30 protein-coding genes are annotated in these 22,915 nt (G+C 67.8%); all 30 read right to left on the bottom strand.

Translation table 11 applies throughout. The features are described 5' to 3' along the window. Positions 1-42: 42 nt before the first annotated feature. The gene (locus ACPXBU_RS19070; protein ID WP_007465256.1) at positions 43-696 is read right to left on the bottom strand and encodes an adenylate kinase; all 654 of its coding nucleotides are present in this window, start codon (positions 694-696) and stop codon (positions 43-45) included. Beyond that, the gene (gene secY, locus ACPXBU_RS19075) at positions 697-2,025 is read right to left on the bottom strand and encodes a preprotein translocase subunit SecY (RefSeq protein WP_393370260.1); all 1,329 of its coding nucleotides are present in this window, start codon (positions 2,023-2,025) and stop codon (positions 697-699) included. A gap of 234 nt (positions 2,026-2,259) precedes the next feature. Next, a complete protein-coding gene (rplO, locus tag ACPXBU_RS19080; protein WP_088950230.1) occupies positions 2,260-2,703 on the bottom strand; it encodes a 50S ribosomal protein L15 in 444 nt (147 codons plus the stop codon). Then, positions 2,703-2,885 (bottom strand): 50S ribosomal protein L30, encoded by a 183-nt coding sequence (gene rpmD, locus ACPXBU_RS19085; RefSeq protein ID WP_007465262.1) that lies wholly within the window; start codon positions 2,883-2,885, stop codon positions 2,703-2,705. The genes rplO and rpmD overlap by 1 nt, the downstream gene beginning before the upstream one ends. Further along, positions 2,885-3,499: a 30S ribosomal protein S5 gene (gene rpsE, locus ACPXBU_RS19090; protein ID WP_007465263.1), complete on the bottom strand. Its 615-nt coding sequence runs from the start codon at positions 3,497-3,499 to the stop codon at positions 2,885-2,887. The genes rpmD and rpsE overlap by 1 nt, the downstream gene beginning before the upstream one ends. 33 nt (positions 3,500-3,532) lie before the next feature. Beyond that, on the bottom strand, positions 3,533-3,922 hold the full coding sequence (gene rplR / locus ACPXBU_RS19095) for a 50S ribosomal protein L18 (RefSeq protein WP_357080808.1): 390 nt from the start codon (positions 3,920-3,922) through the stop codon (positions 3,533-3,535). Further along, complete coding sequence (gene rplF, locus ACPXBU_RS19100; protein WP_266246314.1) at positions 3,919-4,461, bottom strand: 50S ribosomal protein L6; 543 nt, start codon at positions 4,459-4,461, stop codon at positions 3,919-3,921. Before rplF ends, rplR begins: the two co-directional genes overlap by 4 nt. A gap of 16 nt (positions 4,462-4,477) precedes the next feature. After that, positions 4,478-4,885, bottom strand: coding sequence for a 30S ribosomal protein S8 (gene rpsH / locus ACPXBU_RS19105; protein WP_007465270.1), 408 nt, complete (start codon positions 4,883-4,885; stop codon positions 4,478-4,480). Between the two features lie 116 nt (positions 4,886-5,001). Next, positions 5,002-5,187 (bottom strand): type Z 30S ribosomal protein S14, encoded by a 186-nt coding sequence (locus ACPXBU_RS19110; protein ID WP_007465272.1) that lies wholly within the window; start codon positions 5,185-5,187, stop codon positions 5,002-5,004. A 1-nt stretch (position 5,188) separates the two neighbouring features. Further along, the gene (gene rplE, locus ACPXBU_RS19115) at positions 5,189-5,755 is read right to left on the bottom strand and encodes a 50S ribosomal protein L5 (protein WP_110563094.1); all 567 of its coding nucleotides are present in this window, start codon (positions 5,753-5,755) and stop codon (positions 5,189-5,191) included. Further along, the gene (rplX, locus tag ACPXBU_RS19120; RefSeq protein ID WP_172899047.1) at positions 5,755-6,075 is read right to left on the bottom strand and encodes a 50S ribosomal protein L24; all 321 of its coding nucleotides are present in this window, start codon (positions 6,073-6,075) and stop codon (positions 5,755-5,757) included. The genes rplE and rplX overlap by 1 nt, the downstream gene beginning before the upstream one ends. Further along, entirely contained in the window at positions 6,072-6,440 is a 369-nt protein-coding gene (gene rplN, locus ACPXBU_RS19125; RefSeq protein ID WP_007465279.1) for a 50S ribosomal protein L14, read from the bottom strand. Before rplN ends, rplX begins: the two co-directional genes overlap by 4 nt. A gap of 97 nt (positions 6,441-6,537) precedes the next feature. Then, positions 6,538-6,816 (bottom strand): 30S ribosomal protein S17, encoded by a 279-nt coding sequence (rpsQ, locus tag ACPXBU_RS19130; RefSeq protein ID WP_030489590.1) that lies wholly within the window; start codon positions 6,814-6,816, stop codon positions 6,538-6,540. After that, positions 6,813-7,049: a 50S ribosomal protein L29 gene (rpmC, locus tag ACPXBU_RS19135; RefSeq protein WP_007465283.1), complete on the bottom strand. Its 237-nt coding sequence runs from the start codon at positions 7,047-7,049 to the stop codon at positions 6,813-6,815. Before rpmC ends, rpsQ begins: the two co-directional genes overlap by 4 nt. After that, positions 7,049-7,474, bottom strand: coding sequence for a 50S ribosomal protein L16 (rplP, locus tag ACPXBU_RS19140; RefSeq protein WP_053653940.1), 426 nt, complete (start codon positions 7,472-7,474; stop codon positions 7,049-7,051). The genes rpmC and rplP overlap by 1 nt, the downstream gene beginning before the upstream one ends. Positions 7,475-7,477: 3 nt before the next feature. Next, a complete protein-coding gene (rpsC, locus tag ACPXBU_RS19145; RefSeq protein WP_007465294.1) occupies positions 7,478-8,347 on the bottom strand; it encodes a 30S ribosomal protein S3 in 870 nt (289 codons plus the stop codon). Continuing rightward, a complete protein-coding gene (rplV, locus tag ACPXBU_RS19150) occupies positions 8,347-8,805 on the bottom strand; it encodes a 50S ribosomal protein L22 (protein ID WP_007465297.1) in 459 nt (152 codons plus the stop codon). Before rplV ends, rpsC begins: the two co-directional genes overlap by 1 nt. Positions 8,806-8,846: 41 nt before the next feature. Continuing rightward, positions 8,847-9,128, bottom strand: a complete 282-nt coding sequence (gene rpsS / locus ACPXBU_RS19155; protein ID WP_007465299.1) for a 30S ribosomal protein S19 — start codon at positions 9,126-9,128, stop codon at positions 8,847-8,849. 12 nt (positions 9,129-9,140) lie between these two features. Next, positions 9,141-9,980: a 50S ribosomal protein L2 gene (gene rplB, locus ACPXBU_RS19160; protein WP_110563095.1), complete on the bottom strand. Its 840-nt coding sequence runs from the start codon at positions 9,978-9,980 to the stop codon at positions 9,141-9,143. 12 nt (positions 9,981-9,992) lie between these two features. Further along, a complete protein-coding gene (gene rplW / locus ACPXBU_RS19165; RefSeq protein WP_007465304.1) occupies positions 9,993-10,295 on the bottom strand; it encodes a 50S ribosomal protein L23 in 303 nt (100 codons plus the stop codon). Continuing rightward, complete coding sequence (rplD, locus tag ACPXBU_RS19170; protein WP_110563096.1) at positions 10,292-10,942, bottom strand: 50S ribosomal protein L4; 651 nt, start codon at positions 10,940-10,942, stop codon at positions 10,292-10,294. The genes rplW and rplD overlap by 4 nt, the downstream gene beginning before the upstream one ends. Beyond that, a complete protein-coding gene (gene rplC / locus ACPXBU_RS19175) occupies positions 10,939-11,604 on the bottom strand; it encodes a 50S ribosomal protein L3 (protein WP_184178725.1) in 666 nt (221 codons plus the stop codon). Before rplC ends, rplD begins: the two co-directional genes overlap by 4 nt. Positions 11,605-11,615: 11 nt before the next feature. After that, positions 11,616-11,924, bottom strand: coding sequence for a 30S ribosomal protein S10 (gene rpsJ, locus ACPXBU_RS19180; RefSeq protein ID WP_007073037.1), 309 nt, complete (start codon positions 11,922-11,924; stop codon positions 11,616-11,618). 349 nt (positions 11,925-12,273) lie between these two features. Further along, entirely contained in the window at positions 12,274-13,467 is a 1,194-nt protein-coding gene (gene tuf, locus ACPXBU_RS19185) for an elongation factor Tu (protein ID WP_393370254.1), read from the bottom strand. A gap of 212 nt (positions 13,468-13,679) precedes the next feature. Next, positions 13,680-15,776, bottom strand: coding sequence for an elongation factor G (fusA, locus tag ACPXBU_RS19190; RefSeq protein WP_030489584.1), 2,097 nt, complete (start codon positions 15,774-15,776; stop codon positions 13,680-13,682). Positions 15,777-15,850: 74 nt separating this feature from the next. Further along, complete coding sequence (gene rpsG / locus ACPXBU_RS19195) at positions 15,851-16,321, bottom strand: 30S ribosomal protein S7 (protein ID WP_030489583.1); 471 nt, start codon at positions 16,319-16,321, stop codon at positions 15,851-15,853. Between the two features lies 1 nt (position 16,322). Continuing rightward, positions 16,323-16,697 carry a 30S ribosomal protein S12 gene (gene rpsL, locus ACPXBU_RS19200; RefSeq protein WP_007465318.1) on the bottom strand — a complete coding sequence of 125 codons (375 nt, stop codon included), beginning with the start codon at positions 16,695-16,697 and terminating at the stop codon, positions 16,323-16,325. Between the two features lie 509 nt (positions 16,698-17,206). Further along, positions 17,207-17,587, bottom strand: a complete 381-nt coding sequence (locus tag ACPXBU_RS19205) for a hypothetical protein (RefSeq protein ID WP_393370466.1) — start codon at positions 17,585-17,587, stop codon at positions 17,207-17,209. A gap of 788 nt (positions 17,588-18,375) precedes the next feature. Further along, positions 18,376-18,744 (bottom strand): hypothetical protein, encoded by a 369-nt coding sequence (locus ACPXBU_RS19210; RefSeq protein ID WP_393370250.1) that lies wholly within the window; start codon positions 18,742-18,744, stop codon positions 18,376-18,378. Positions 18,745-18,837: 93 nt separating this feature from the next. Beyond that, positions 18,838-22,725, bottom strand: coding sequence for a DNA-directed RNA polymerase subunit beta' (locus tag ACPXBU_RS19215; protein ID WP_357253581.1), 3,888 nt, complete (start codon positions 22,723-22,725; stop codon positions 18,838-18,840). Positions 22,726-22,915 lie beyond the last annotated feature (190 nt).

A 22,915-nucleotide genomic window follows, 5' to 3' on the forward strand; every position in this document is an offset into this window, starting at 1 on the left:
ACCCCGCTGTTCGCACTCTATCCGCCGTGGTCGGGCGGGACCTCAGCCGCCGTACGACCGCAGTGCGTCGATGGCCCGGGTGGTGACGTCCTCCACCGGGCCGGTGGCGTCGATCCCGACCAGCTTGCCCTGAGCGCCGTAGTAGTCGACCAGGGGTGCGGTCTTCTCGCTGTACTCACGAAGCCGGGTGGCGATCGTCTCGGGCTTGTCGTCGTCGCGCTGGAACAGCTCGGCGCCACACCTGTCGCAGATGCCGGGCCGGGTGGTGGCGTCGAACTCGACGTGCCAGATCTTGCCGCAGCCGCGGCAGGTACGCCGACCGGACAGCCGCCGGATCACCTCGTCGTCGTCGACAACCAGTTCCAGGACCAGATCCAGCGCGGTGCCCAGGTCGGCGAGGAGCTTGTCCAGGGCGGCCGCCTGCGGAGTGGTCCGCGGGAAGCCGTCGAGCAGGAAGCCCTCGCTGGCGTCGGGCTCGGCCAGCCGGTCCCGGACCATGTTGATGGTGACCTCGTCCGGAACCAGCTCGCCTGCGTCCATGTAGCGCTTCGCCTCGACACCGAGCGGCGTGCCCTGGGTGACGTTCGAGCGGAAGATGTCTCCGGTCGAGATCTTGGGTACCGACAGGTGCGCAGCGACGAACTCAGCCTGCGTGCCCTTACCCGCACCCGGCGGGCCAACCAGAACGAGTCTCATCTACCGCAGGAACCCTTCGTAGTTCCGCTGCATGAGTTGGCTCTCGATCTGCTTCACGGTCTCCAGACCGACGCCGACCATGATGAGCACAGCGGTGCCACCGAACGGGAAGTTCTGGTACTGCTGGCTGTCCAGCCAGATGAAGAAGAAGTTCGGCAGGATCGAGATGACGCCGAGGTAGAGCGCGCCCGGCAGGGTGATCCGGCTGAGGATGAAGTCCAGGTAGTCGGCCGTCGGCTTGCCCGGCCGGATGCCCGGCACGAACCCGCCGTACTTCTTCATGTTGTCCGCGACCTCGGTCGGGTTGAACGTGATCGAGACGTAGAAGTACGTGAAGAAGATGATCAGCAGGAAGTAGACCGAGATGTAGATCGGGCTGTTCGGAGCGACCAGGTTGTTCTGGATCCACGCCTGGACCTTGCCCGGATCGTTCTGGTCGAAGAACTGCAGGGCCAACTGCGGCAGGTAGAGCAGGGACGAGCCGAAGATGACCGGGATCACACCCGCCTGGTTGACCTTCAGCGGGATGTAGGTCGAGGTGCCGCCGTACATCCGCCGGCCGATCATCCGCTTGGCGTACTGCACCGGGATCCGGCGCTGCGCCTGCTCGATGAAGGTGACCGCGGTGATGACCACCAGAACCAGCGCGATGACCAGGGTGAACTTGCCCCAACCCTTGGCGGTCAGGATCTGCCCACCCTCACCGGGCAGCCGGGCCGCGATGGAGGTGAAGATCAGAACGGACATGCCGTTGCCGACGCCCCGGTCGGTGATCAGCTCGCCGAGCCACATGACCATGCCGGTGCCGGCAGTCATGGTGATCACCAGGATGGACAGGGTCAGCCAGTCCGGGATGCCGGTGCCGGTCGGGATGATCGGGAACTGGTCGCACTTGTTCTGGAACAGCTGCCCGGAGCGGGCCAGGGCCACGAAGGCCGAGGCCTGGAGCACACCGAGGCCGAGCGTCAGGTAGCGCGTGTACTGCGTGATCTTCGCCTGGCCGGCCTGGCCCTCCTTGCGGAGCTGCTCCAGCCGCGGGATCACGACGGTCAGCAGCTGCAGGATGATCGACGCGGTGATGTAGGGCATGATGCCCAGCGCGAAGACCGAGAGCTGGAGCAGCGCTCCGCCGGAGAAGAGGTTGAGCAGATTCAGCGGGCCCGTCGTGTCGCCCGAGATGGAGTCGAGGCACTTCTGCACGTTGCCGTACGAGACGCCCGGGCTGGGGAGCGTCGCACCCAGCCGGTAGACCGCGATGATGCCTACTGTGAACAGCAGCTTCTTGCGCAGGTCAGGCGTACGGAACGCACTGAGAAAGGCGGACAGCAACTTCTTCCTCCTGCGCGAGGCGGGCCGCCGGTGAACCCTGGCGGGTGGGTGTGGATCACGAGCGAGTGCCCGCAATCCATGGCTGGGATGGGACTCTAACAGTCCGACCCCGGTCCGGGCAGATGCGCCCGACTACATAAATCGATTCCGATGTTACCGGGCGCGTGAGAGCCCAGGCAGACCATGGCGCCCGCCAGTTGCGCACAACTGGGCGGGCGCCATGGGCGGTACGCCTTACAGCTCGGTGGCGGAGCCACCGGCGGCGGCGATCTTCTCCTTGGCCGACGCACTGAACGCGTGCGCAGACACCTGGAGCGCCACTCCGCCGAGGTCCCCGGTGCCGAGGACCTTGACCGGGTGACCCTTGCGGACCGCGCCGGACTCGACGAGCTCCAGCGGGCCGACCTGACCACCATTCGGGAACAGCTCAGCGAGCCGGTCCAGGTTTACCACCTGGAAGACGACCTTGAACTTGTTCTTGAAGCCCTTCATCTTCGGCAGGCGCATGTGGATGGGCATCTGCCCACCCTCGAACGCCGCCGAGATGTTCTTCCGGGCCTTGGAACCCTTGGTACCGCGACCAGCGGTCTTGCCCTTGGAACCCTCACCGCGACCCACACGGGTCTTCGCGGTCTTGGAACCGGGCGCCGGGCGCAGGTGATGCACCTTGATCGTCATTACTCGACCTCCTCGACCTTCACGAGGTGGCTCACAGTGAAGATCATGCCGCGGATCTCGGGCCGGTCCTCCTTGACCACCACGTCGTTGATCCGCTTGAGACCGAGCGAACGCAGCGACTCACGCTGGTTGTGCTTGGTCCCGATACCGGACCGGAGCTGGGTGACCTTCAGACGTGCCATCAGCGCGCCACCCCCGCACGCGACGCCAGCATGGCGGCCGGCGCGACGTCCTCCACCGGCAGACCACGACGCGCCGCGACCTGCTCGGGGGACTCAAGCCCCTTCAGGGCCGCCACGGTGGCGTGCACGATGTTGATCGGGTTCGACGAGCCGAGGCTCTTCGAGAGCACGTCGTGGATCCCGGCGCACTCCAGCACGGCGCGCACCGGACCGCCGGCGATGACACCCGTACCGGCAGAGGCCGGCTTGAGCAGCACGACGCCAGCGGCGTCCTCACCCGTCACCGGGTGCGGGATCGACTGACCGATCCGCGGGACCTTGAAGAAGTGCTTCTTGGCCTCCTCGACACCCTTGGCGATGGCCGCGGGCACCTCCTTGGCCTTTCCGTAGCCCACGCCGACCGTGCCGTCGCCGTCGCCCACGATCACCAGGGCGGTGAAGCTGAAGCGACGACCACCCTTCACGACCTTGGCGACGCGGTTGATCGCGACGACCCGCTCAAGGTGCGGGGTCTTCTCGACGGGCGCGTTTCCGCGGCCGCCCTCACGGCGGTTGTCGCGGCGACCACCCTCGTTGCCACCGGACCCGCCGCCACGGCGCTGTTGACCTGGCATCAGCAGCCTTCCTTATCTCTCGTGACGGGGTTGTTAGAACTCGAGCCCGGCTTCGCGGGCGGCGTCGGCAAGCGCGGCGACTCGCCCCGCGTACCGGTTACCGCCGCGGTCGAAGACGACCTTGGAGACGCCGGCGGCCTTGGCCCGCTCGGCGAGCAGTGCGCCCACCTTGCCGGCGAGGGCGCTCTTGTCGCCCTCCGTACCGCGCAGCGAGGCGTCCAGGGTCGACGCCGACGCCAGGGTGTGGCCCTTGGTGTCGTCGACGATCTGGGCGACCATGTGCCGCAGCGAACGGGTGACGACCAGGCGCGGACGCTCGGACGTACCGCTGACGTTCTTGCGGACGCGGAAGTGTCGACGCGCACGCCCAACGGCGCGCTTGGCGGCGACACCGCGGCGGCGCTTGAGCAGCGTGGCGCTCACTTCTTACCTGCCTTTCCGGCCTTGCGGCGGATGACCTCGCCCTGGTACTTGACGCCCTTGCCCTTGTACGGCTCCGGCGGGCGGATCTTCCGGATGTTGGCGGCGACCTCACCGACCTGCTGCTTGTCGATGCCAGCCACGTGGAACAGGGTCGGCCGCTCCACCGTGAAGGTGATGCCCGCCGGGGCGGGAACGACCACCGGGTGCGAGAACCCGAGCGCGAACTCGAGGTCCGAGCCCTTGGCGGTGACCCGGTAACCGGTGCCGGCGATCTCCAGGCTCTTGCGGTAGCCCTCGGTGACCCCGACGATCATGTTGGCAACCAGCGTACGGCTCAGGCCGTGGAGCTCCTTGGCCTTGCGCTCGTCGTTCGGCCGGTTGACGTTGAGCTGCCCATCCTCGGCCCGCTCGACCGTGATCGGCTCGGCGAGGGTGTGCTCAAGCTGGCCCTTGGGGCCCTTGACCTTGACGGTCTGCCCGTCGATCGTGATGTCGACGCCGGCTGGTACCGGGATCGACTTACGTCCAATTCGCGACATTTCTACCAGTCTCCCGTTACCAGACGAAGGCGAGGACTTCCCCGCCAACACTCCGCTTGCGGGCCTGCCGGTCGGTCAGCAGCCCCTGGGACGTCGAAATGATCGCCACGCCCAGCCCACCGAGCACCCGCGGGAGCCCGTCCGACTTGGCGTACACCCGGAGACCGGGCTTGGACACGCGCTTGATGCCGGCCAGGCTCCGCTCGCGGTTCTGGCCGTACTTCAGCTCGACGACCAGTCGCTTGCCGACGGCACCCTCCTCGGGCTCCTCGACCGACCAGGTGGCGATGTAACCCTCGGCCTTCAGGACCTCGGCGATGTTCGCCTTGATCTTGGAGTAGGGCATCTTCACCTGATCGTGGTACGCCTGGTTGGCGTTACGCAGACGCGTGAGCATGTCTGCGATCGGGTCGGTCATCGTCATGGATTTCGTCAGCCTTTCTCGCCGGGGTTCCCGGGGCATCAGCCCCGGGCCTACGGCGAAGAGCAATACCTAATCGGTGCAGGAGTTCCCGGCCGACGGCCGGGACGCGGTCGCCCTTACCAGGAAGCCTTGGACACGCCCGGCAGCTCACCGCGGTGAGCCATCTCCCGGATGCAGACCCGGCAGAGCCCGAACTTGCGGTAGACCGCCTTCGGACGCCCGCACCGCTGGCAGCGGGTGTACGCGCGAACCGAGAACTTCGGCTTCGCGGCCGCCTTGATGATCAGCGCCTTCTTGGCCATCTCAGTTCTCCTTGAACGGGAAGCCCAGGAGCTTGAGCAGCGCCCGGCCCTCGTCGTCGGTCGTGGCGGTCGTGACCACCGTGATGTCCATGCCCCGCTGGCGATCGATCCGGTCCTGGTCGATCTCGTGGAACACCGACTGCTCGGTCAGACCGAACGTGTAGTTGCCGTGCCCGTCCAGCTTGCGCCCGTCCAGGCCGCGGAAGTCGCGGATACGCGGCAGCGAGATGGACAGCAGCCGGTCCAGGAACTCCCACATCCGGTCGCCGCGAAGGGTCACCTTCGCACCGATCGGCATGCCCTCGCGCAGCTTGAACTGCGCGATGGACTTGGTCGCCCGCCGCACCTGCGGCTTCTGGCCGGTGATCGTGGCGAGGTCGCGGACCGCGCCGTCGATCAGCTTGGCGTCGCGAGCAGCCTCGCCGACACCCATGTTGACGACGATCTTGACCAGCCGCGGCACCTGCATGGGGTTGCCGTAGCTGCGCTGCTCGCGCAGCTGGGCCACGATCTCGTTGCGGTACCGCTCCTTGAGGCGCGGCAGGGTCTTTTCGGTAGCCGTGGTCATCACAGGTCCTTACCGGTGCTACGCGCGATGCGGACCTTCTGGCCGTTGTCGTCGATCCGGTAACCGACGCGGGTCGGCTTGCCGTCGGAGTCCAGGACCTGCACGTTCGAGACGTGGATCGGGGCCTCCTGAGTGACGATGCCGCCGGTCTTGGCGCCACGCTGGGTGGTGCTGATGCGGGTGTGCTTCTTGACCCGGTTCACGCCCTCGACCAGGACCTTGTCCTGCCGCGGGTAGGCCTGAATGACCTTGCCCTTGGCACCCTTGTCCTTGCCGGCGATGACGACGACCGTGTCGCCCTTCTTGACCTTCACGGTCACAACACCTCCGGCGCGAGGGAAATAATCTTCATGAACCGCTTGTCCCGCAGCTCCCGACCCACCGGGCCGAAGATGCGGGTACCACGCGGGTCCCCGCCGTCCTTGATGATGACGGCGGCGTTCTCGTCGAAGCGGATGTACGAGCCGTCCGGCCGACGCCTCTCCTTGGCCGTGCGAACGACGACCGCCTTGACGACGTCGCCCTTCTTCACACCGGCACCCGGGATGGCGTCCTTGACCGTGGCCACGATGACGTCGCCGATGCTCGCGTAGCGCCGACCCGAGCCACCGAGAACCCGGATGCACAGGATCTCCCGGGCACCCGTGTTGTCGGCGACGCGCAGTCGCGACTCCTGCTGAATCACGTCTATCTCCTATGTCTGCCGGTTCTCCGGCCGCCGTAGCGGCCGGAGCCTGGCGGAACCTACGCCCGACGCAACGCCGGGCGAGCTCGAGCCTTCGCTACTTGGCCTTTTCCAGGATCTCCACGATCCGCCAACGCTTGGTGGCGCTCAGCGGCCGGGTCTCCATGATGAGAACCCGGTCACCGGTGCCAGCGGCGTTCTGCTCGTCGTGCACCTTCAGCTTGGCCGTACGGCGCATGATCTTGCCGTACAGCGCGTGCCGAACCCGGTCCTCGACCTCGACGACGACGGTCTTGTCCATCTTGTCGCTGATCACCAGGCCCTCGCGGACCTTGCGGCGCGACCGCGCGGCGGCGGTGGCGGTCTCTTCGGTCATGATGCAGTCACCTCAGTCGGCGCGGCCGAGAGCCCCAGCTCGCGCTCACGCATGATCGTGTAGATCCGGGCGATCTCCCGACGGATGACCTGCAACCGCCGGTTGTTGTCCAGCTGCCCGGTTGCGGCCTGCACGCGGAGGTTGAACAGCTCCGCCTTGGCCTCCCGCAGCTTCGTGACCAGCTCCTCTTCGGAGAGCTCACGCAGCTCGGTCGCCTTAACGCCCGCTGCCATCAGGATTCACCCACTTCGCGCGTAACAATGCGGCACTTCATCGGGAGCTTGTGGATCGCGCGACGCATGGCCTCTCGCGCGGTCTGCTCGTTGGGGAAGGACATCTCGAAGAGAACCCGCCCCGGCTTGACGTTGGCGACCCACCACTCGGGCGAACCCTTACCGGAACCCATCCGGGTCTCGGCAGGCTTCTTGGTGAGGGCCTGGTCCGGGAAGATCGTGATCCAGACCTTGCCACCACGCTTGATGTGGCGAGTCATCGCGATACGTGCCGACTCGATCTGCCGGTTCGTCACGTACGCCGGCTCGAGAGCCTGGATCCCGAACTCGCCGAACACCACCCGGTTACCACCCTTGGACGCGCCACTGCGGTCCGGGTGGTGCGGCTTGCGGAAGCCCTTCGGGGGCTTGCGCGGCATCAGCATCTGTCAGCCCTCCTGCTGCGTTTCTGCCGGAGCAGCCGCGGCGGCGACAGCTGCGCTGTCCACCGGCTCGCCGCTCGGCGTCTCGGCCTGCTGCGCGATGGTGGTCGCAGCAGCCCGCCCGGCCTCGGTGCCACCGGCCGTGGTGCCGGACGAACCCGACCGACCACGACGCGGACGCTCGGGACGGTCGCCACGCTCACCACGACGCGGGCGGGACGGACCGGCCTCGGCCGGAGCCTCCCGGCCCGGGACGGCGTCGCCCTTGTAGATCCAGACCTTCACACCGATCCGACCGAACGTGGTACGGGCCTCGAAGAAGCCGTACTCGATGTTGGCCCGCAGCGTGTGCAGCGGAACCCGGCCCTCACGGTAGAACTCGGTCCGGCTCATCTCGGCGCCGCCGAGGCGGCCCGAGACCTGAACCCGGATGCCCTTGCAGACCGGGTTCTTCATCGCCGACTGCATGGCCTTGCGCATCGCCCGACGGAAGCTGACCCGGCTGGACAGCTGCTCGGCCACGCCCTGCGCGACCAGCTGAGCGTCCGACTCGGGGTTCTTCACCTCGATGATGTTCAGCTGAACCTGCTTGCCGGTGAGCTTCTCGAGCTCGCCGCGAATCCGGTCGGCCTCCGCACCCTTACGGCCGATGACAATGCCCGGCCGGGCGGTGTGGATGTCGACCCGGACCCGGTCGCGGGTGCGCTCGATGTCGACCTTGGAGATGCCGGCACGCTCGAGGCCCTTGGACATCATGCGGCGAATCTTCACATCTTCGCCGATGTAGTCCTTGTAGAGCTTGTCCGCGAACCAGCGGGACTTCCAGTCGGTCGAGATGCCGAGCCGGAACCCAGTGGGGTGAACCTTCTGACCCATTACTCGGCGTCCTCCGTCTTGCTCTGCGCTTCGGCCGGTGCGGCCTCCGTGGCCGGGGCGGCCTTCTTCGCCGCGGCCTTCCTCGGCGCTGCCGGCGCGACCGCTTCGACCGCCACAGTGATGTGGCAGGTGCGCTTGCGGATTCGGTACGCCCGACCCTGCGCCCGCGGCTGGAACCGCTTCATCGTCGGGCCCTCGTCCACGAAGGCCTCGCTGACGAGCAGCGCGTCGGGGTCCAGCCGCTCGTTGTTCTCCGCGTTGGCGATCGCGCTAGCGAGCACCTTGTACACCTGCTCGCTCGCAGCCTGCGGCGCGAACTGCAGCACCGTGAGCGCCTCCTTCGCGGGCAGGCCGCGGACGAGGTTGACCACCCGGCGCGCCTTCATCGGCGAGATGCGCACGTGCCGCGCAACCGCCCGCGCGCCCGGAAGCACCGGAGCGTCGCCCTTTCCTGGCATCGCTGTAACCCCTTGTTCCCTCTATCCGTATGCCCGCGGCGTCAGCGCCGACGGCTCTTCCGGTCGTCCTTCTCGTGACCCTTGAAAGTGCGGGTCAGCGCGAACTCGCCGAGCTTGTGCCCGACCATCGCCTCGGTCACGAACACCGGGACGTGCTTGCGTCCGTCATGAACGGCGATCGTGTGCCCCAGCATCTCGGGGATGATCGTCGAACGCCGCGACCAGGTCTTGATCACGTTCTTGGAGCCCTTGTCGTTCTGAACTTCCACCTTCTTGAGCAGGTGGTCGTCGACGAACGGGCCCTTCTTCAGGCTGCGAGGCATGTCTTATCTCCCTCAGCCGCGCTTACGCGTGGCGTAGCGACGGCGGACGATCAGCCGGTCACTCGGCTGGCCCTTACGGCGGGTGCGGCCCTCGGGCTTACCCTGCGGGTTGACCGGGTGGCGACCACCGGAGGTCTTACCCTCACCACCACCGTGCGGGTGGTCGACCGGGTTCATGGCGACACCACGGACGGTCGGGCGCTTGCCCTTCCACCGCATCCGGCCGGCCTTGCCCCAGTTGATGTTCGACTGGTCGGCGTTGCCGATCTCGCCGACGCTGGCGCGGCAGCGGACGTCCACCCGCCGGATCTCGCCGGACGGCATACGAAGGGTCGCGTACGCGCCCTCGCGGCCGAGCAGCTGGATACCGACACCGGCGGACCGGGCCAACTTGGCCCCGCCACCCGGACGCAGCTCCACGTTGTGGATCGTGGTACCGACCGGGATGTTGCGCAGCGGCAGGTTGTTGCCGGGCTTGATGTCGGCGCCCGGACCGGACTCGACGCGGTCGCCCTGCTTCAGGTCCTTCGGCGCGATGATGTACCGCTTCTCGCCGTCGGCGTAGTGCAGCAGCGCGATGCGCGCCGTGCGGTTCGGGTCGTACTCGATGTGAGCGACCTTCGCCGGCACGCCGTCCTTGTCGACCCGCTTGAAGTCGATCAGACGGTACTGGCGCTTGTGACCGCCGCCGTGGTGCCGCGTGGTGATCCGGCCGTGGGCGTTACGCCCGCCCTTCTTCGGCAGCGGAACCAGCAGCGACTTCTCCGGCGTGGACCGGGTGATCTCGGCGAAGTCAGCGACACTCGAGCCACGTCGGCCCGGCGTCGTCGGCTTGTACTTACGGATAGCCATTGTCTACACCCCTCAGCTGACCGGGCCGCCGAAGGCCTCGATGCGGTCACCGTCAGCCAGCTTCACGATCGCCCGCTTGGTCGCCTTGCGCTGACCGAAGCCGGTCTTGGTGCGCTTGCGCTTACCCTGGCGGTTGAGCGTGTTGACCGTCAGGACGCGGACGTTGAAGATCTGCTGGATAGCGATCTTGATCTCGGTCTTGTTCGCGTCCGGGTGCACCAGGAAGGTGTACCAGTTCCGGTTCAGCTCGCTGTAGCTCTTCTCCGAGACGACCGGCGCCACGATGATGTCGCGCGGGTCGGCGATCGTGCTCACTTGCCACCCTCCTCGGTGGTCTCGGCGGGCACGCCCAGGAACTCGTCCAGGGCGTCCTTGGTGAAGACCACGTCGTCGGCCACCAGCACGTCGTACGTGTTCAGCTGGCCGGACTCGATCAGGTGCACGCGCGGCTCATTGCGCAGCGACACCCAGTTCAGCTCGTCGGTGCTGCTCAGCACGACCAGGACCCGACGGGCCTCGGTGAGCTTGGTCAGCGTGGCCAGGGCCGCCTTGGTCGACGGCTTCTCGCCCGAGACGAACGCCTCGACGACGTGCACCTGCCCGGCGCGGGCCCGGTCGGAGAGGGCACCCCGCAGAGCGGCGGCCTTCATCTTCTTCGGGGTCCGCTGGCTGTAGTCGCGCGGCACGGGACCGTGCACGACGCCACCGCCGGCGAACTGCGGCGCGCGGATCGAGCCCTGCCGGGCGCGACCGGTGCCCTTCTGCTTGTACGGCTTCTTGCCGCCACCAGCAACCTCGGCGCGGGTCTTGGTCTTGTGCGTGCCCTGTCGGGCCGCCGCGAGCTGGGCCACCACGACCTGGTGCATCAGCGCGACGTTGGCCTGCACGTCGAAGATGTCCGCCGGCAGCTCGACAGAGCTGCTGGTGGTGCCTTCGACGGTGCGCACGTCAACGGTGGTCACTTGGCCGCACCGCCCTTCTTCACCTTGATCTTGGCCGCGGTACGGACCAGAACCAGCGCGCCCTTGGGGCCAGGAATGGCGCCCCGGACGAGCAGGAGGTTGTTCTCGGTGTCGACCGCCTGGACGGTCAGGTTCTGCACGGTGTAGCGAACGCCACCCATCCGGCCGGCCATCCGGGTGCCCTTGAAGACACGACCCGGGGTGGCGCAGGCGCCGATGGAACCGGGCGAGCGGTGCTTGCGCTCGACACCGTGGCTGCTGCCCAGACCGTGGAAGCCGTGCCGCTTCATCGCGCCGGCGAAGCCCTTGCCCTTGGTCTTGCCGGTGACGTCGATGGTGACGCCGGCCGGGAACTCCTCGACAGTGACTTCCTGGCCGAGCGAGTATTCCCCCGCGTCCGTGGTGCGCAGCTCGACGATGTGCCGGCGCGGCGCCACGTCCGCCTTGGCGTAGTGCCCGCTGATCGGCTTCTTGACCTTGCGCGGGTCGATGGTGCCGTAGGCCAGCTGGACCGCGGAGTAACCGTCCTTCTCGGCGCTACGAACCTGGCTGATGACGCACGGGCCGGCCTCGACCACGGTCACGGGAACAACGCGGTTGTTGTCCCAGACCTGGGTCATGCCGAGCTTGGCGCCCAGGATCCCCTTGACTTGCCTGTCCATTTGTCCGGTCCCTACAGCTTGATCTCGATGTCGACGCCAGCCGGCAGGTCGAGGCGCATGAGCGAGTCGACCGTCTTCGGGGTCGGGTCGATGATGTCGATCAGCCGCTTGTGCGTGCGCATCTCGAAGTGCTCGCGCGAGTCCTTGTACTTGTGCGGCGAGCGGATAACGCAGAAACGGTTGATCTCCGTGGGCAGCGGCACCGGGCCCGCGACCTGCGCCCCGGTGCGCGTCACCGTCTCGACGATCTTCCGAGCCGAGGAGTCGACGACCTCGTGGTCATAGGCCTTGAGCCGGATGCGGATCTTCTGTCCCGCCATGGTGGCTTCTGTTCCTTCTCTCGATGCCGCTGTGTTGCGGGCGCCTGTGCCGGCTGGCACAGGCCCACTTCGCCGACCCCCGCGGTCGGGCGTGTCGCGCCCTCGGGCCGGGCTCCGCCCCGTGGTTCCGGAGTGGTGCTGACCGCGCGGTGGGTCAAGGCGCCGATCGCATTACCGCGACCTGAACGCCGTGCGAGGGTGGTTGGCGACTGGGCCGCCAACCACCCTACGCTCGACTGCCTCGTCACCCGGAGGTTCAGCAAAGCCGAACACAGGCGACGAACTGTCGTTACGCAACCTGACTAGTATGCCGCACGACCGGCGGCGGGTCTAATCGGGGTTACCTAGTTCACTTGATGATCTTGGTGACGAACCCGGCGCCGACGGTACGGCCACCCTCGCGGATCGCGAACTTGAGGTTCTCCTCCATGGCGATGGGCTGGATCAGCTTCACCGACATGGACGTGTTGTCACCCGGCATGACCATCTCGGTGCCCTCGGGGAGGGTGACGACACCGGTGACGTCCGTGGTCCGGAAGTAGAACTGCGGGCGGTAGTTCTGGAAGAACGGGGTGTGCCGGCCGCCCTCCTCCTTGGAGAGGATGTAGACCGTCGCCTCGAACTCCGTGTGCGGGGTGTTCGAGCCCGGCTTCACGACGACCATGCCGCGCTCGACCTCGTCGCGCTTGGTGCCACGCAGCAGCAGGCCGACGTTCTCGCCTGCGCGGGCGTCGTCCAGGGTCTTCCGGAACATCTCGATCGCGGTGACCTTGGTCTTGAAGCTCTTCTCCTTGATACCGACGAGCTCAACATCCTCGTTCGGCAGGAGAACGCCGCGCTCCACGCGACCGGTGACGACGGTGCCACGACCGGTGATCGTGAAGACGTCCTCAACCGGCATCAGGAACGGCATGTCGACCTCGCGCTCCGGCTGCGGGATCGAGGTGTCGACAGCGGTCATCAGGTCCAGCAGCTTGCCGGTCCACTCGGGGTCACCCTCGAGGGCCTTCAGCGCCGAAACCCGAACGACCGGCAGGTCGTCACCCGGGTACTCCTGCGAGGAGAGCAGCTCACGGACCTCGAGCTCGACGAGCTCCAGGAGCTCCTCGTCATCGACCATGTCGCTCTTGTTGAGCGCCACGACGATGTACGGCACACCAACCTGACGGGCCAGCAGCACGTGCTCGCGGGTCTGCGGCATCGGGCCGTCGGTCGCCGCGACCACCAGGATCGCGCCGTCCATCTGCGCGGCACCGGTGATCATGTTCTTGATGTAGTCGGCGTGCCCAGGGCAGTCGACGTGCGCGTAGTGCCGCGACTCGGTCTGGTACTCGACGTGCGCGATCGAGATCGTGATGCCGCGGGCCTTCTCCTCCGGCGCCTTGTCGATCTCGTCGAACGGCGTGTAGGGGTTCAGGTCCGGGTACTGGTCGTGCAGGACCTTGGTGATGGCCGCCGTCAGCGTCGTCTTACCGTGGTCGATGTGACCAATGGTGCCGATGTTGACGTGCGGCTTAGTCCGCTCGAACTTAGCCTTCGCCACTGGTGTCCTCCTGTGGACTTCTTGGTTCGTACGCCCGGCGCGCCGGTCGGCGCTTAGGACTCTGTCGACAGCCTTTCCGACCAGACGGTCGGAGAGCCTTTGTGGGTTCTGCGGCGATGAAGCCTACAGGCCCGGTCTCACGCGATCCGATCGTGGTGGCCGCGGGCGGGTTGAACCTCCCGCGACCAACCACGAATCACCTGCTCAGGGCGTTACTCGCCCGTTGCCTTGGCGATGATCTCCTTCGCGACGCTCTGCGGAACCTCGGCGTAGGAGTCGAACTGCATGCTGTAGCTAGCCCGGCCCTGGGTCTTCGACCGCAGGTCGCCGACGTAGCCGAACATCTCCGACAACGGCACCAGAGCCCTGACGATGCGGGCGCCACTGCGCTCCTCCATCGCCTGGATGATGCCGCGGCGGGAGTTGAGGTCACCGATGACGTCACCCATGTTCTCCTCAGGAGTGGTGACTTCAACGGCCATCATCGGCTCGAGCAACGCGGGATCGGCCTTGCGGGCCGCGTCCTTCATCACCATCGAGCCGGCGATCTTGAATGCCATTTCCGACGAGTCGACCTCGTGGTACTGGCCGTCCAACAGCGTCAGCTTGACACCGACGAGCGGGAAGCCCGCCAGGATGCCGTACTGCAGCGCGTCCTGCGCACCGGCGTCCACCGACGGGATGAACTCCCGGGGGATCCGGCCGCCGCTGACGGCGTTCGCGAACTCGTAGGTCGGCGAGTCGTTGTCCAGCGGCAGCGGCTCGACGCTCACGATCACGCGGGCGTACTGGCCGGAACCACCGGTCTGCTTCTTGTGGGTGTACTCGACCTTGTCCACCTTGCGGCGGATGGTCTCGCGGTACGCCACCTGCGGCTTGCCGACGTTGGCCTCGACGTTGAACTCGCGGCGCATCCGGTCGACCAGGATGTCCAGGTGCAGCTCACCCATGCCGGAGATGACCGTCTGACCGGTCTCCTCGTCCAGCTGGACGCGGAAGGTCGGGTCCTCCTCGGCCAGGCGCTGGATAGCGGTGCCCAGCTTCTCCTGGTCGGACTTGGTCTTCGGCTCGATCGCCACCGAGATGACCGGCTCCGGGAAGGTCATCGACTCCAGGATCACCGGGTTCGCCGGGTCGGAGAGAGTGTCGCCGGTCGTGGTCTGCTTGAGACCCTGGACGGCGATGATGTCGCCGGCCTGCGCCGATGGACGCTCTTCCCGCTTGTTGGCGTGCATCTGGTAGATCTTGCCGATCCGCTCCTTGCGGTCCTTGGTGGAGTTGACCACCTGGGAACCGGAATCGAGCGTGCCGGAGTAGACCCGCACGTAGGTGAGCTTGCCCAGGTGCTTGTCAGTCTGGATCTTGAAGGCCAGGCCGGAGAACGGCTCCGAGTTGGACGGCTTCCGAAGCAGCGGGGTCTCGCCGTCGGTGGCCGTACCCTCGATCGCCGGAACGTCCAGCGGCGACGGCAGGAAGTCGACCACGGCGTCGAGCATGGGCTGGACGCCCTTGTTCTTGAACGCCGAGCCGCACAGCACCGGGTTGGCCTTGCCGGCGATGGTGGCACGCCGGATGGCGGCCTTGATCTCCTCGACGGAGATCTCCTCGCCTTCCAGGTACTTCTCCATCACCGCGTCGTCGACGTCGGCCAGGGTCTCCATCAGCTTCTCGCGCCACTCGGCCGCGGAGTCGGCCAGCTCGGCCGGGATCTCCTCAACCGCGTAGTCCTCACCCTTCTGGGTCTCCCCACGCCAGGTGAGCGCGCGCATGCCGATCAGGTCGACGACACCGATGTGGTCACCCTCGAGCCCGATCGGGATCTGGAGCACCAGCGGGGTGGCGTTCAGCCGGTCGATCATCATCTGCACGCAGCGGAAGAAGTCGGCGCCGGTCCGGTCGAGCTTGTTGACGAAGCACATACGCGGGACGTTGTACTTGTCGGCCTGCCGCCAGACGTTCTCCGTCTGCGGCTCCACGCCGGCGACACCGTCGTAAACCGCGACCGCACCATCCAGGACCCGCAGCGACCGCTCGACCTCGACCGTGAAGTCGACGTGACCGGGCGTGTCGATGATCTGGATCGTGTGGTCTTTCCACTCACACTTGGTAGCAGCGGAGGTGATGGTGATACCACGCTCCTGCTCCTGCTCCATCCAGTCCATGACGGCAGCGCCCTCGTGAACCTCACCGATCTTGTACGTGATGCCGGTGTAGAACAGGATTCGCTCGGTGGTCGTGGTCTTACCGGCATCGATGTGCGCCATGATGCCGATGTTGCGTACCTTGGCGAGCGCGTCTGCGGCGGCCACTTCAATCCCTACTTATCGTCGTCTCGACTCAACTGGTGGCGGTTCCGGCGCCCGGAGGCGCCGGAACCAGGGTGTTACCAGCGGTAGTGCGCGAAGGCCTTGTTCGACTCGGCCATCTTGTGCGTGTCCTCGCGCCGCTTGACGGCGGCACCGAGGCCGTTGCTCGCGTCCAGCAGCTCGTTCATGAGCCGCTCGACCATGGTCTTCTCGCGCCGGGCGCGAGAGTAGGTGACCAGCCAGCGCAGGCCCAGGGTGGTCGCCCGGGTCGGGCGGACCTCGACCGGCACCTGGTAGGTGGCGCCACCGACACGACGGCTGCGCACCTCGAGGGTCGGCTTGACGTTGTCCATCGCCCGCTTGAGGGTGACGACCGGGTCGGTGCCGGACTTCTCGCGGCAGCCCTCGAGGGCCGCGTACACGATGGTCTCGGCGAGCTGGCGCTTGCCGCGCAGCAGGATCTTGTTCACCAGCTGGGTGACCAGCGGCGAGTTGTACACCGGGTCAGCGACCAGTGGCCGCCGCGGAGCGGGTCCCTTACGCGGCATGTCAGCTCTTCTCCTTCTTCGCGCCGTAACGGCTGCGCGCCTGCTTGCGGTTACGGACACCCTGGGTGTCGAGCGAACCGCGAACGATCTTGTAACGCACGCCGGGGAGGTCCTTCACCCGGCCACCGCGCACGAGCACGATCGAGTGCTCCTGGAGGTTGTGACCGACGCCGGGGATGTAGGCGGTCACCTCGATCTGGCTGCTGAGCTTCACGCGAGCGACCTTGCGCAGCGCCGAGTTCGGCTTCTTCGGGGTGGTGGTGTACACGCGGGTGCACACGCCGCGCCGCTGAGGGGAACCCTTCAGCGCCGGGGTCTTGGTCTTGGTCGTCTTCGCCTGGCGGCCCTTTCGGACCAGCTGCTGGATCGTGGGCACCGGGTTTCTCCGCTCCCTTCGGCCGCTTCCGCGACCGCGCCGTCTGCTCGTTAGCCGGCCTGATGACCGGCTCTCCTACATTCCGACCAGGGCCACCTCACGGAGGCCCCGGCACCCGCGGTCGGGCGTGTCGCCTCTCCGCGGCCCCGTTGCGGACGCTTGCGCGTGCCATCGGGTTTGTGTCACCGGCACGCGAGTCGCCCCGCCCCGGATCTTTGGTCTGTCGTGCCCGCCGCCCGGAAGCCGGAAACAGCGCACGCACGAGTTGCCCGGGCATGCCCGGGCACAAGGGGAAAGAGTACCTACCACAACCGCCCAGGTCAAAACGGAAGGGCCCGGCGGACTGTCACACACCCGCCGGCCGTATCTCGTCCTGCCCCGTCGCCCGCGATGGGCACCTACAGACACAAGTGTACCGGCTTCCCCGCGGGACCACCCGTCGGCCCCGGGCCGGGCGGCGACAGGCGGGGAGAGAACGGGTCAGGCGCGGGAGCGGACGGTGACCAGCCTCAGGTGAGGGCGAGCAGCAGCGCCACGCCGAGGCCCAGGAGGCTGATCAGGGCCCCCGCCGCGCCACAGCTGATCCCGGCCACCGCGAGCCCTCGGCCGGTGAACCGGACCGCCGGGGGCGCGACGGGCCGGCGGATCTGCCGCCGGCCGAGCAGACCGGCGACAACGGCCGCCACACCGGCCAGCACCCCGAGCACGGCGAACGCCCCGGAGGCCCAGGCCCCGCCCTCGTTGGCGAAGGCCACCCCGAAGCAGATCACCAGCAACGACACCAGGACCGACGCGATCCCGGCCACCAGGGCACCGATGGCCAGCCCCGACGTGACCGGGGCCACCTCCAGGTGCACGACCCCGAACGGGGTGCCCGGCACCGCCTCCACCCGTTTCGGCGGCCGATGCTCGGCGTCGCTGGGTGGGGGAACCGGACGGCCCGCCATTCCCGCCCAGGCGGGCGCGTGACCGGACGACGGCGGACCCCAACCCCCCGGCACACCGGGCCCAGACTGGGGCGGACCCCAACCCCCCGGCACACCGGGCCCAGACTGGGGCGGACCCCAACCCCCCGGCACACCGGGCCCATGGGGCGGGTCCCAACCCGGGGCGCTGGGCCCAGACTGCGGCGGCGGGCCCCAACCCGGCAAACCAGGCGGGGACTGCGGGGGACCCCAACCCGGCACACCCGGCCCAGACTGCGGCGGATCCCAACCCGGCGGCACACCGGGCCCCGACGACGGCGGGCCCCAGCCAGGTGCGCCAGGCCCAGACTGCGGCGGGCCCCACCCGTATGGAGCGGCAGACCCGGGCTGCGGCTGATCCCAACCCGGCGGTGTCGAGGTGGGCGTTCCGGAGCCCGGGTACGGCTCACCGGAACCGGGCGGACCTGTCGTACCCCAGCCGGGGTGCGGCGCGCCCGGCGTCGACGCGGGTGGCGGCGGCTCGCCGCTCGGTGCCGGTCGCACCCAGCCGGCGGGCTCGGACGGAGGCAGCTCGGACGGAGGCAGCTCAGACGGAGGCAGCTCGGCCGGAGCCGGCTGGCCGGCCGGCTCGTCCGCAGGGGGCCGCGCCGGATCCGTCACGAGGTCCTCCTGTCGAAAGGCCGCCACGCCACACGGCGGACACCGGCCAGGCTACCGCCGCAGGTGCCGGCGCCAACGCCGGGCGCGGCCGCTCAGTCCATGTTCGCCGGGTAGTCGTGACCCAACGGCGCACCGGCCAACCGCACCACGCCGATCACCACCAGGGCGACCACGCTGACCGCGACCAGCACCAGGCCGGTCCAGGCCATCCGCTCCCCCCGGCGCAGCCAGCTGCCGCCGGTCAGGAAACCCCCCGAGGAGTACGCCTCACGGCGGGCCTGCCGGGCCAGTTGCAGCGCCACCGTCGCCGGCACCACCCCGCCGATGAACAACCCGGTCAGCATGCCGAGCAGCCCGAGGGCGAAAACCGCCCGGGCCTTCGTGGCGCGGGCCGGATCCGGGTCCAACGGGTGGCGCAGGCCCTGCTGCGCGACGGACACCTGCCCGGGTGCGGTCGTCATCCCTCCATCATGCCGAACCCGGACCGGGGGTGGGTGGTCCGGACACGACGAGGCCCCCGGCGGATACCGGGGGCCTCGTCGTGTGCGTGGTGTTTAGCGGTACGACCCGAAGTCGAAGTCGTCCAGCGGCACAGCCTGCCCGCTGGCCGGCCCGAAGCCGTAGTCGGTCTCCGGGTACCCGGTCATCGAGTAGACCTTGGCCTTGGCCTCCTCGGTCGGCTCGACCCGGACGTTGCGGTACTTGCTGATGCCCGTACCGGCCGGGATGAGCTTTCCGATGATCACGTTCTCCTTGAGGCCGACCAGCGAGTCGCTGCGCGAGTTGATCGCAGCGTCGGTCAGCACCCGGGTGGTCTCCTGGAAGGAGGCCGCCGAGAGCCAGGAGTCGGTGGCCAGCGAGGCCTTGGTGATACCCATCAGCACCGGACGACCGGCGGCGGGCTCGCCGCCCTCCGAGACGAGTCGGCGGTTCTCCGACTCGAACAGCGCCCGGTCGACGAGCACGCCCGGCAGGAACTCGGTCGAGCCGGAGTCGATGACCGTCACCCGCTTGAGCATCTGGCGGATGATGATCTCGATGTGCTTGTCGTGGATGAGCACACCCTGCGAGCGGTAGACCTCCTGGACCTCACTGGTCAGGTGGACCTGGACCGCCCGCGGACCCATGATCCGCAGAAGCTCGTGCGGGTCGATGGTGCCCTCGGTCAGCTTCTCGCCGACCGCGACGTGACCGCCGTCGTGGGTACGGAGCTTGACGCGCTTCGAGATCTTGTCGTAGACGATCTCTTCGCTGCCGTCGTCCGGCACCACGATGATCTTGCGCGAGCGCTCGCCGTCCTCGATCCGGATCCGACCCGGGGTGTCGGCGATGGGCGCCTTACCCTTCGGGACCCGAGCCTCGAAGATTTCCTGCACACGAGGCAGACCCTGGGTGATGTCCTCACCCGCGACACCACCGGTGTGGAAGGTACGCATCGTCAGCTGCGTACCGGGCTCACCGATGGACTGGGCGGCGATGATGCCGACCGCCTCGCCGATGTCGACCGACTTGCCGGTCGGCAGCGACCGGCCGTAGCAGGCCGCGCAGACGCCCAGCTTGGACTCACAGGTGAGCACGCTGCGCACCCGGACCGTCTCCACGCCGGCGGCGACGATCTTGTCGACCCCGATGGAGTTGATGTCCTGACCGCGCTCGGCGACCACGGTGCCGTCCGGCCCCTTGATGTCGTCGGCCAGGGTCCGGGCGTGCACGCTGGTCTCGGCGTGGGTGTGGACGACGAGCTTGCCGTCGAGCTTCTCGCCGATCTGCATCGGGATCGCCCGGTCGGTGCCGCAGTCCTCTTCACGGATGATGACGTCCTGCGAGACGTCCACCAGACGACGGGTCAGGTAACCCGAGTCGGCGGTCCGCAGCGCGGTGTCGGCGAGACCCTTACGGGCACCGTGCGTGGAGATGAAGTACTCCAGCACGGACAGACCCTCCCGGTAGCTGGCCTTGATCGGCCGCGGGATGATCTCGCCCTTCGGGTTGGCCACCAGACCACGGATCGCCGCGATCTGCCGGAGCTGGAGCAGGTTACCGCGGGCACCCGAGTTGATCATCTTCCACAGTGGGTTCTCCTGCGGCAGCGCGGTGTCCATCTCCTTGGCGACCTCGTTGGTCGCCTTGGTCCAGATCGTGATGAGCTCGCCGCGACGCTCCTCGGCGGTCATCAGACCACGCTGGTACTGCTTGTCGATCTGGTCGGCTTCCTTCTCGTACTTCGCCAGGATCTCCGCCTTACGCGGCGGAGCGATGACGTCCTCCATGCCGATCGTCACGCCGGACCAGGTGGCCCAGTGGAAACCGGCCTCCTTGAGCCCGTCCAGGGTGGCGGCCAGCGCCACCTTGGGGAAGCGCTCGGCGAGGTCGTTGACGATCGCGGAGAGCTGACCCTTGCGGATCTCGTAGTTCACGAAGCGGTAGCCCTGCGGCAGCGTCTCGTTGAACAGCACCCGACCCAGCGTGGTCTCCACGGTCAGCGGGTCACCCTCGACCCAGCCCTCCGGGGCGGTCCACGCCTCGGCGCCGGCGCCGTTGTCGACACCGACCACGCCACGCAGGCGGATCTTCACAGGCGCCTGCAGGTGCAGCTCGCCGTTGTCGAAGGCCATCCGCGTCTCGGCGTCCGAGCTGAACGCCCGGCCCTCGCCCTTCTCACCGGCGGTGAGGTGGGTGAGGTGGTACAGGCCGATGACCATGTCCTGGGTGGGCATGGTGACCGGCTTGCCGTCGGCCGGCTTGAGGATGTTGTTCGACGACAGCATCAGGATCCGCGCCTCGGCCTGGGCCTCGGCGGACAGCGGCACGTGCACCGCCATCTGGTCACCGTCGAAGTCGGCGTTGAACGCGGTGCAGACCAGCGGGTGGATCTGGATGGCCTTGCCCTCGACCAGCTGCGGCTCGAAGGCCTGGATGCCCAGGCGGTGCAGGGTCGGCGCGCGGTTCAGCAGCACCGGGTGCTCGCCGATGACCTCTTCCAGCACGTCCCACACGACCGGGCGCTGACGCTCGACCATCCGCTTGGCGGACTTGATGTTCTGTGCGTGGTTGAGGTCGACCAGCCGCTTCATCACGAACGGCTTGAACAGCTCCAGCGCCATCTGCTTGGGCAGACCGCACTGGTGCAGCTTGAGCTTCGGGCCGACCACGATGACCGAACGGCCGGAGTAGTCGACGCGCTTGCCCAGCAGGTTCTGGCGGAACCGGCCCTGCTTGCCCTTGAGCATGTCGGACAGCGACTTGAGCGGGCGGTTACCCGGGCCGGTGACCGGCCGGCCGCGACGGCCGTTGTCGAACAGCGCGTCGACGGCCTCCTGGAGCATCCGCTTCTCGTTGTTGACGATGATCTCGGGTGCGCCGAGGTCGATCAGTCGCTTGAGGCGGTTGTTCCGGTTGATCACGCGGCGGTACAGGTCGTTCAGGTCCGAGGTCGCGAACCGGCCACCGTCGAGCTGCACCATCGGGCGCAGGTCCGGCGGGATGACCGGGACGCAGTCGAGCACCATGCCGAGCGGCGAGTTGCGGGTGTTCAGGAACGCCGCGACGACCTTGAGCCGCTTGAGCGCCCGGATCTTCCGCTGGCCCTTGCCCGACCGGATGGTCTCCCGCAGGCTCTCGGCCTCGGCGTCGAGGTCCATGTTCTGGACGAGCGCCTTGATGGCCTCCGCGCCCATGGAACCGGTGAAGTACTCACCGAACCGGTCGCGCAGCTCGCGGTAGAGCAGCTCGTCGGTGACCAGCTGCTTCGGCTCCAGCTTGCGGAAGGTGTCCAGCACCTCGTCCAGGCGGTCGATCTCGCGCTGGGCCCGGTCGCGGATCTGGCGCATCTCGCGCTCTCCGCCCTCCTTGACCTTGCGCCGGACGTCCGCCTTGGCACCCTCGGCCTCCAGCTCGGCCAGGTCGGCCTCGAGCTTGGCGGCCCGCTTCTCGATCTCCGAGTCGCGGCTGTTCTCGGACTGCCGCTTCTCGGCCAGGATCTCGTTCTCGATCGTCGAGAGGTCACGGTGACGCGACTCCGCGTCCACGCTCGTCACGACGTACGAGGCGAAGTAGATGATCTTCTCGAGGTCCTTGGGGGCGAGGTCCAGCAGGTAGCCCAGCCGGCTCGGCACGCCCTTGAAGTACCAGATGTGGGTCACCGGAGCGGCGAGCTCGATGTGCCCCATCCGCTCACGACGGACCTTGGAGCGAGTCACCTCGACGCCGCAGCGCTCACAGATGATGCCCTTGAACCGGACGCGCTTGTACTTACCGCAGTAGCACTCCCAGTCCCGCTGCGGACCGAAGATCTTCTCGCAGAAGAGCCCGTCCTTTTCCGGCTTCAGGGTGCGGTAGTTGATCGTCTCAGGCTTCTTGACCTCGCCGTGCGACCACTGACGGATGTCGTCGGCGGTGGCGAGACCAATGCGCAGCTCGTCGAAGAAGTTGACGTCGAGCACTATGTCCCCTATGTCGTCGTCTGTACTGCTAATTCTCGGGTGGGGTCGGGGGGCGGCGCGCCCGCCCCCCCCCCCGCACCACCACCCCGCCGCCCCCCCGCCGCCGCCTCGGCCGGTCCGCGCCCCCCACCGCCACTAGAGGGGTGAGGACGCCCCCCTCGAACAGCCACAGCAGCCAGCGATGACTGAT

Origin of the sequence: Micromonospora sp. DT231 (assembly GCF_049847025.1) — a bacterium.
GTDB lineage: Bacteria > Actinomycetota > Actinomycetes > Mycobacteriales > Micromonosporaceae > Micromonospora.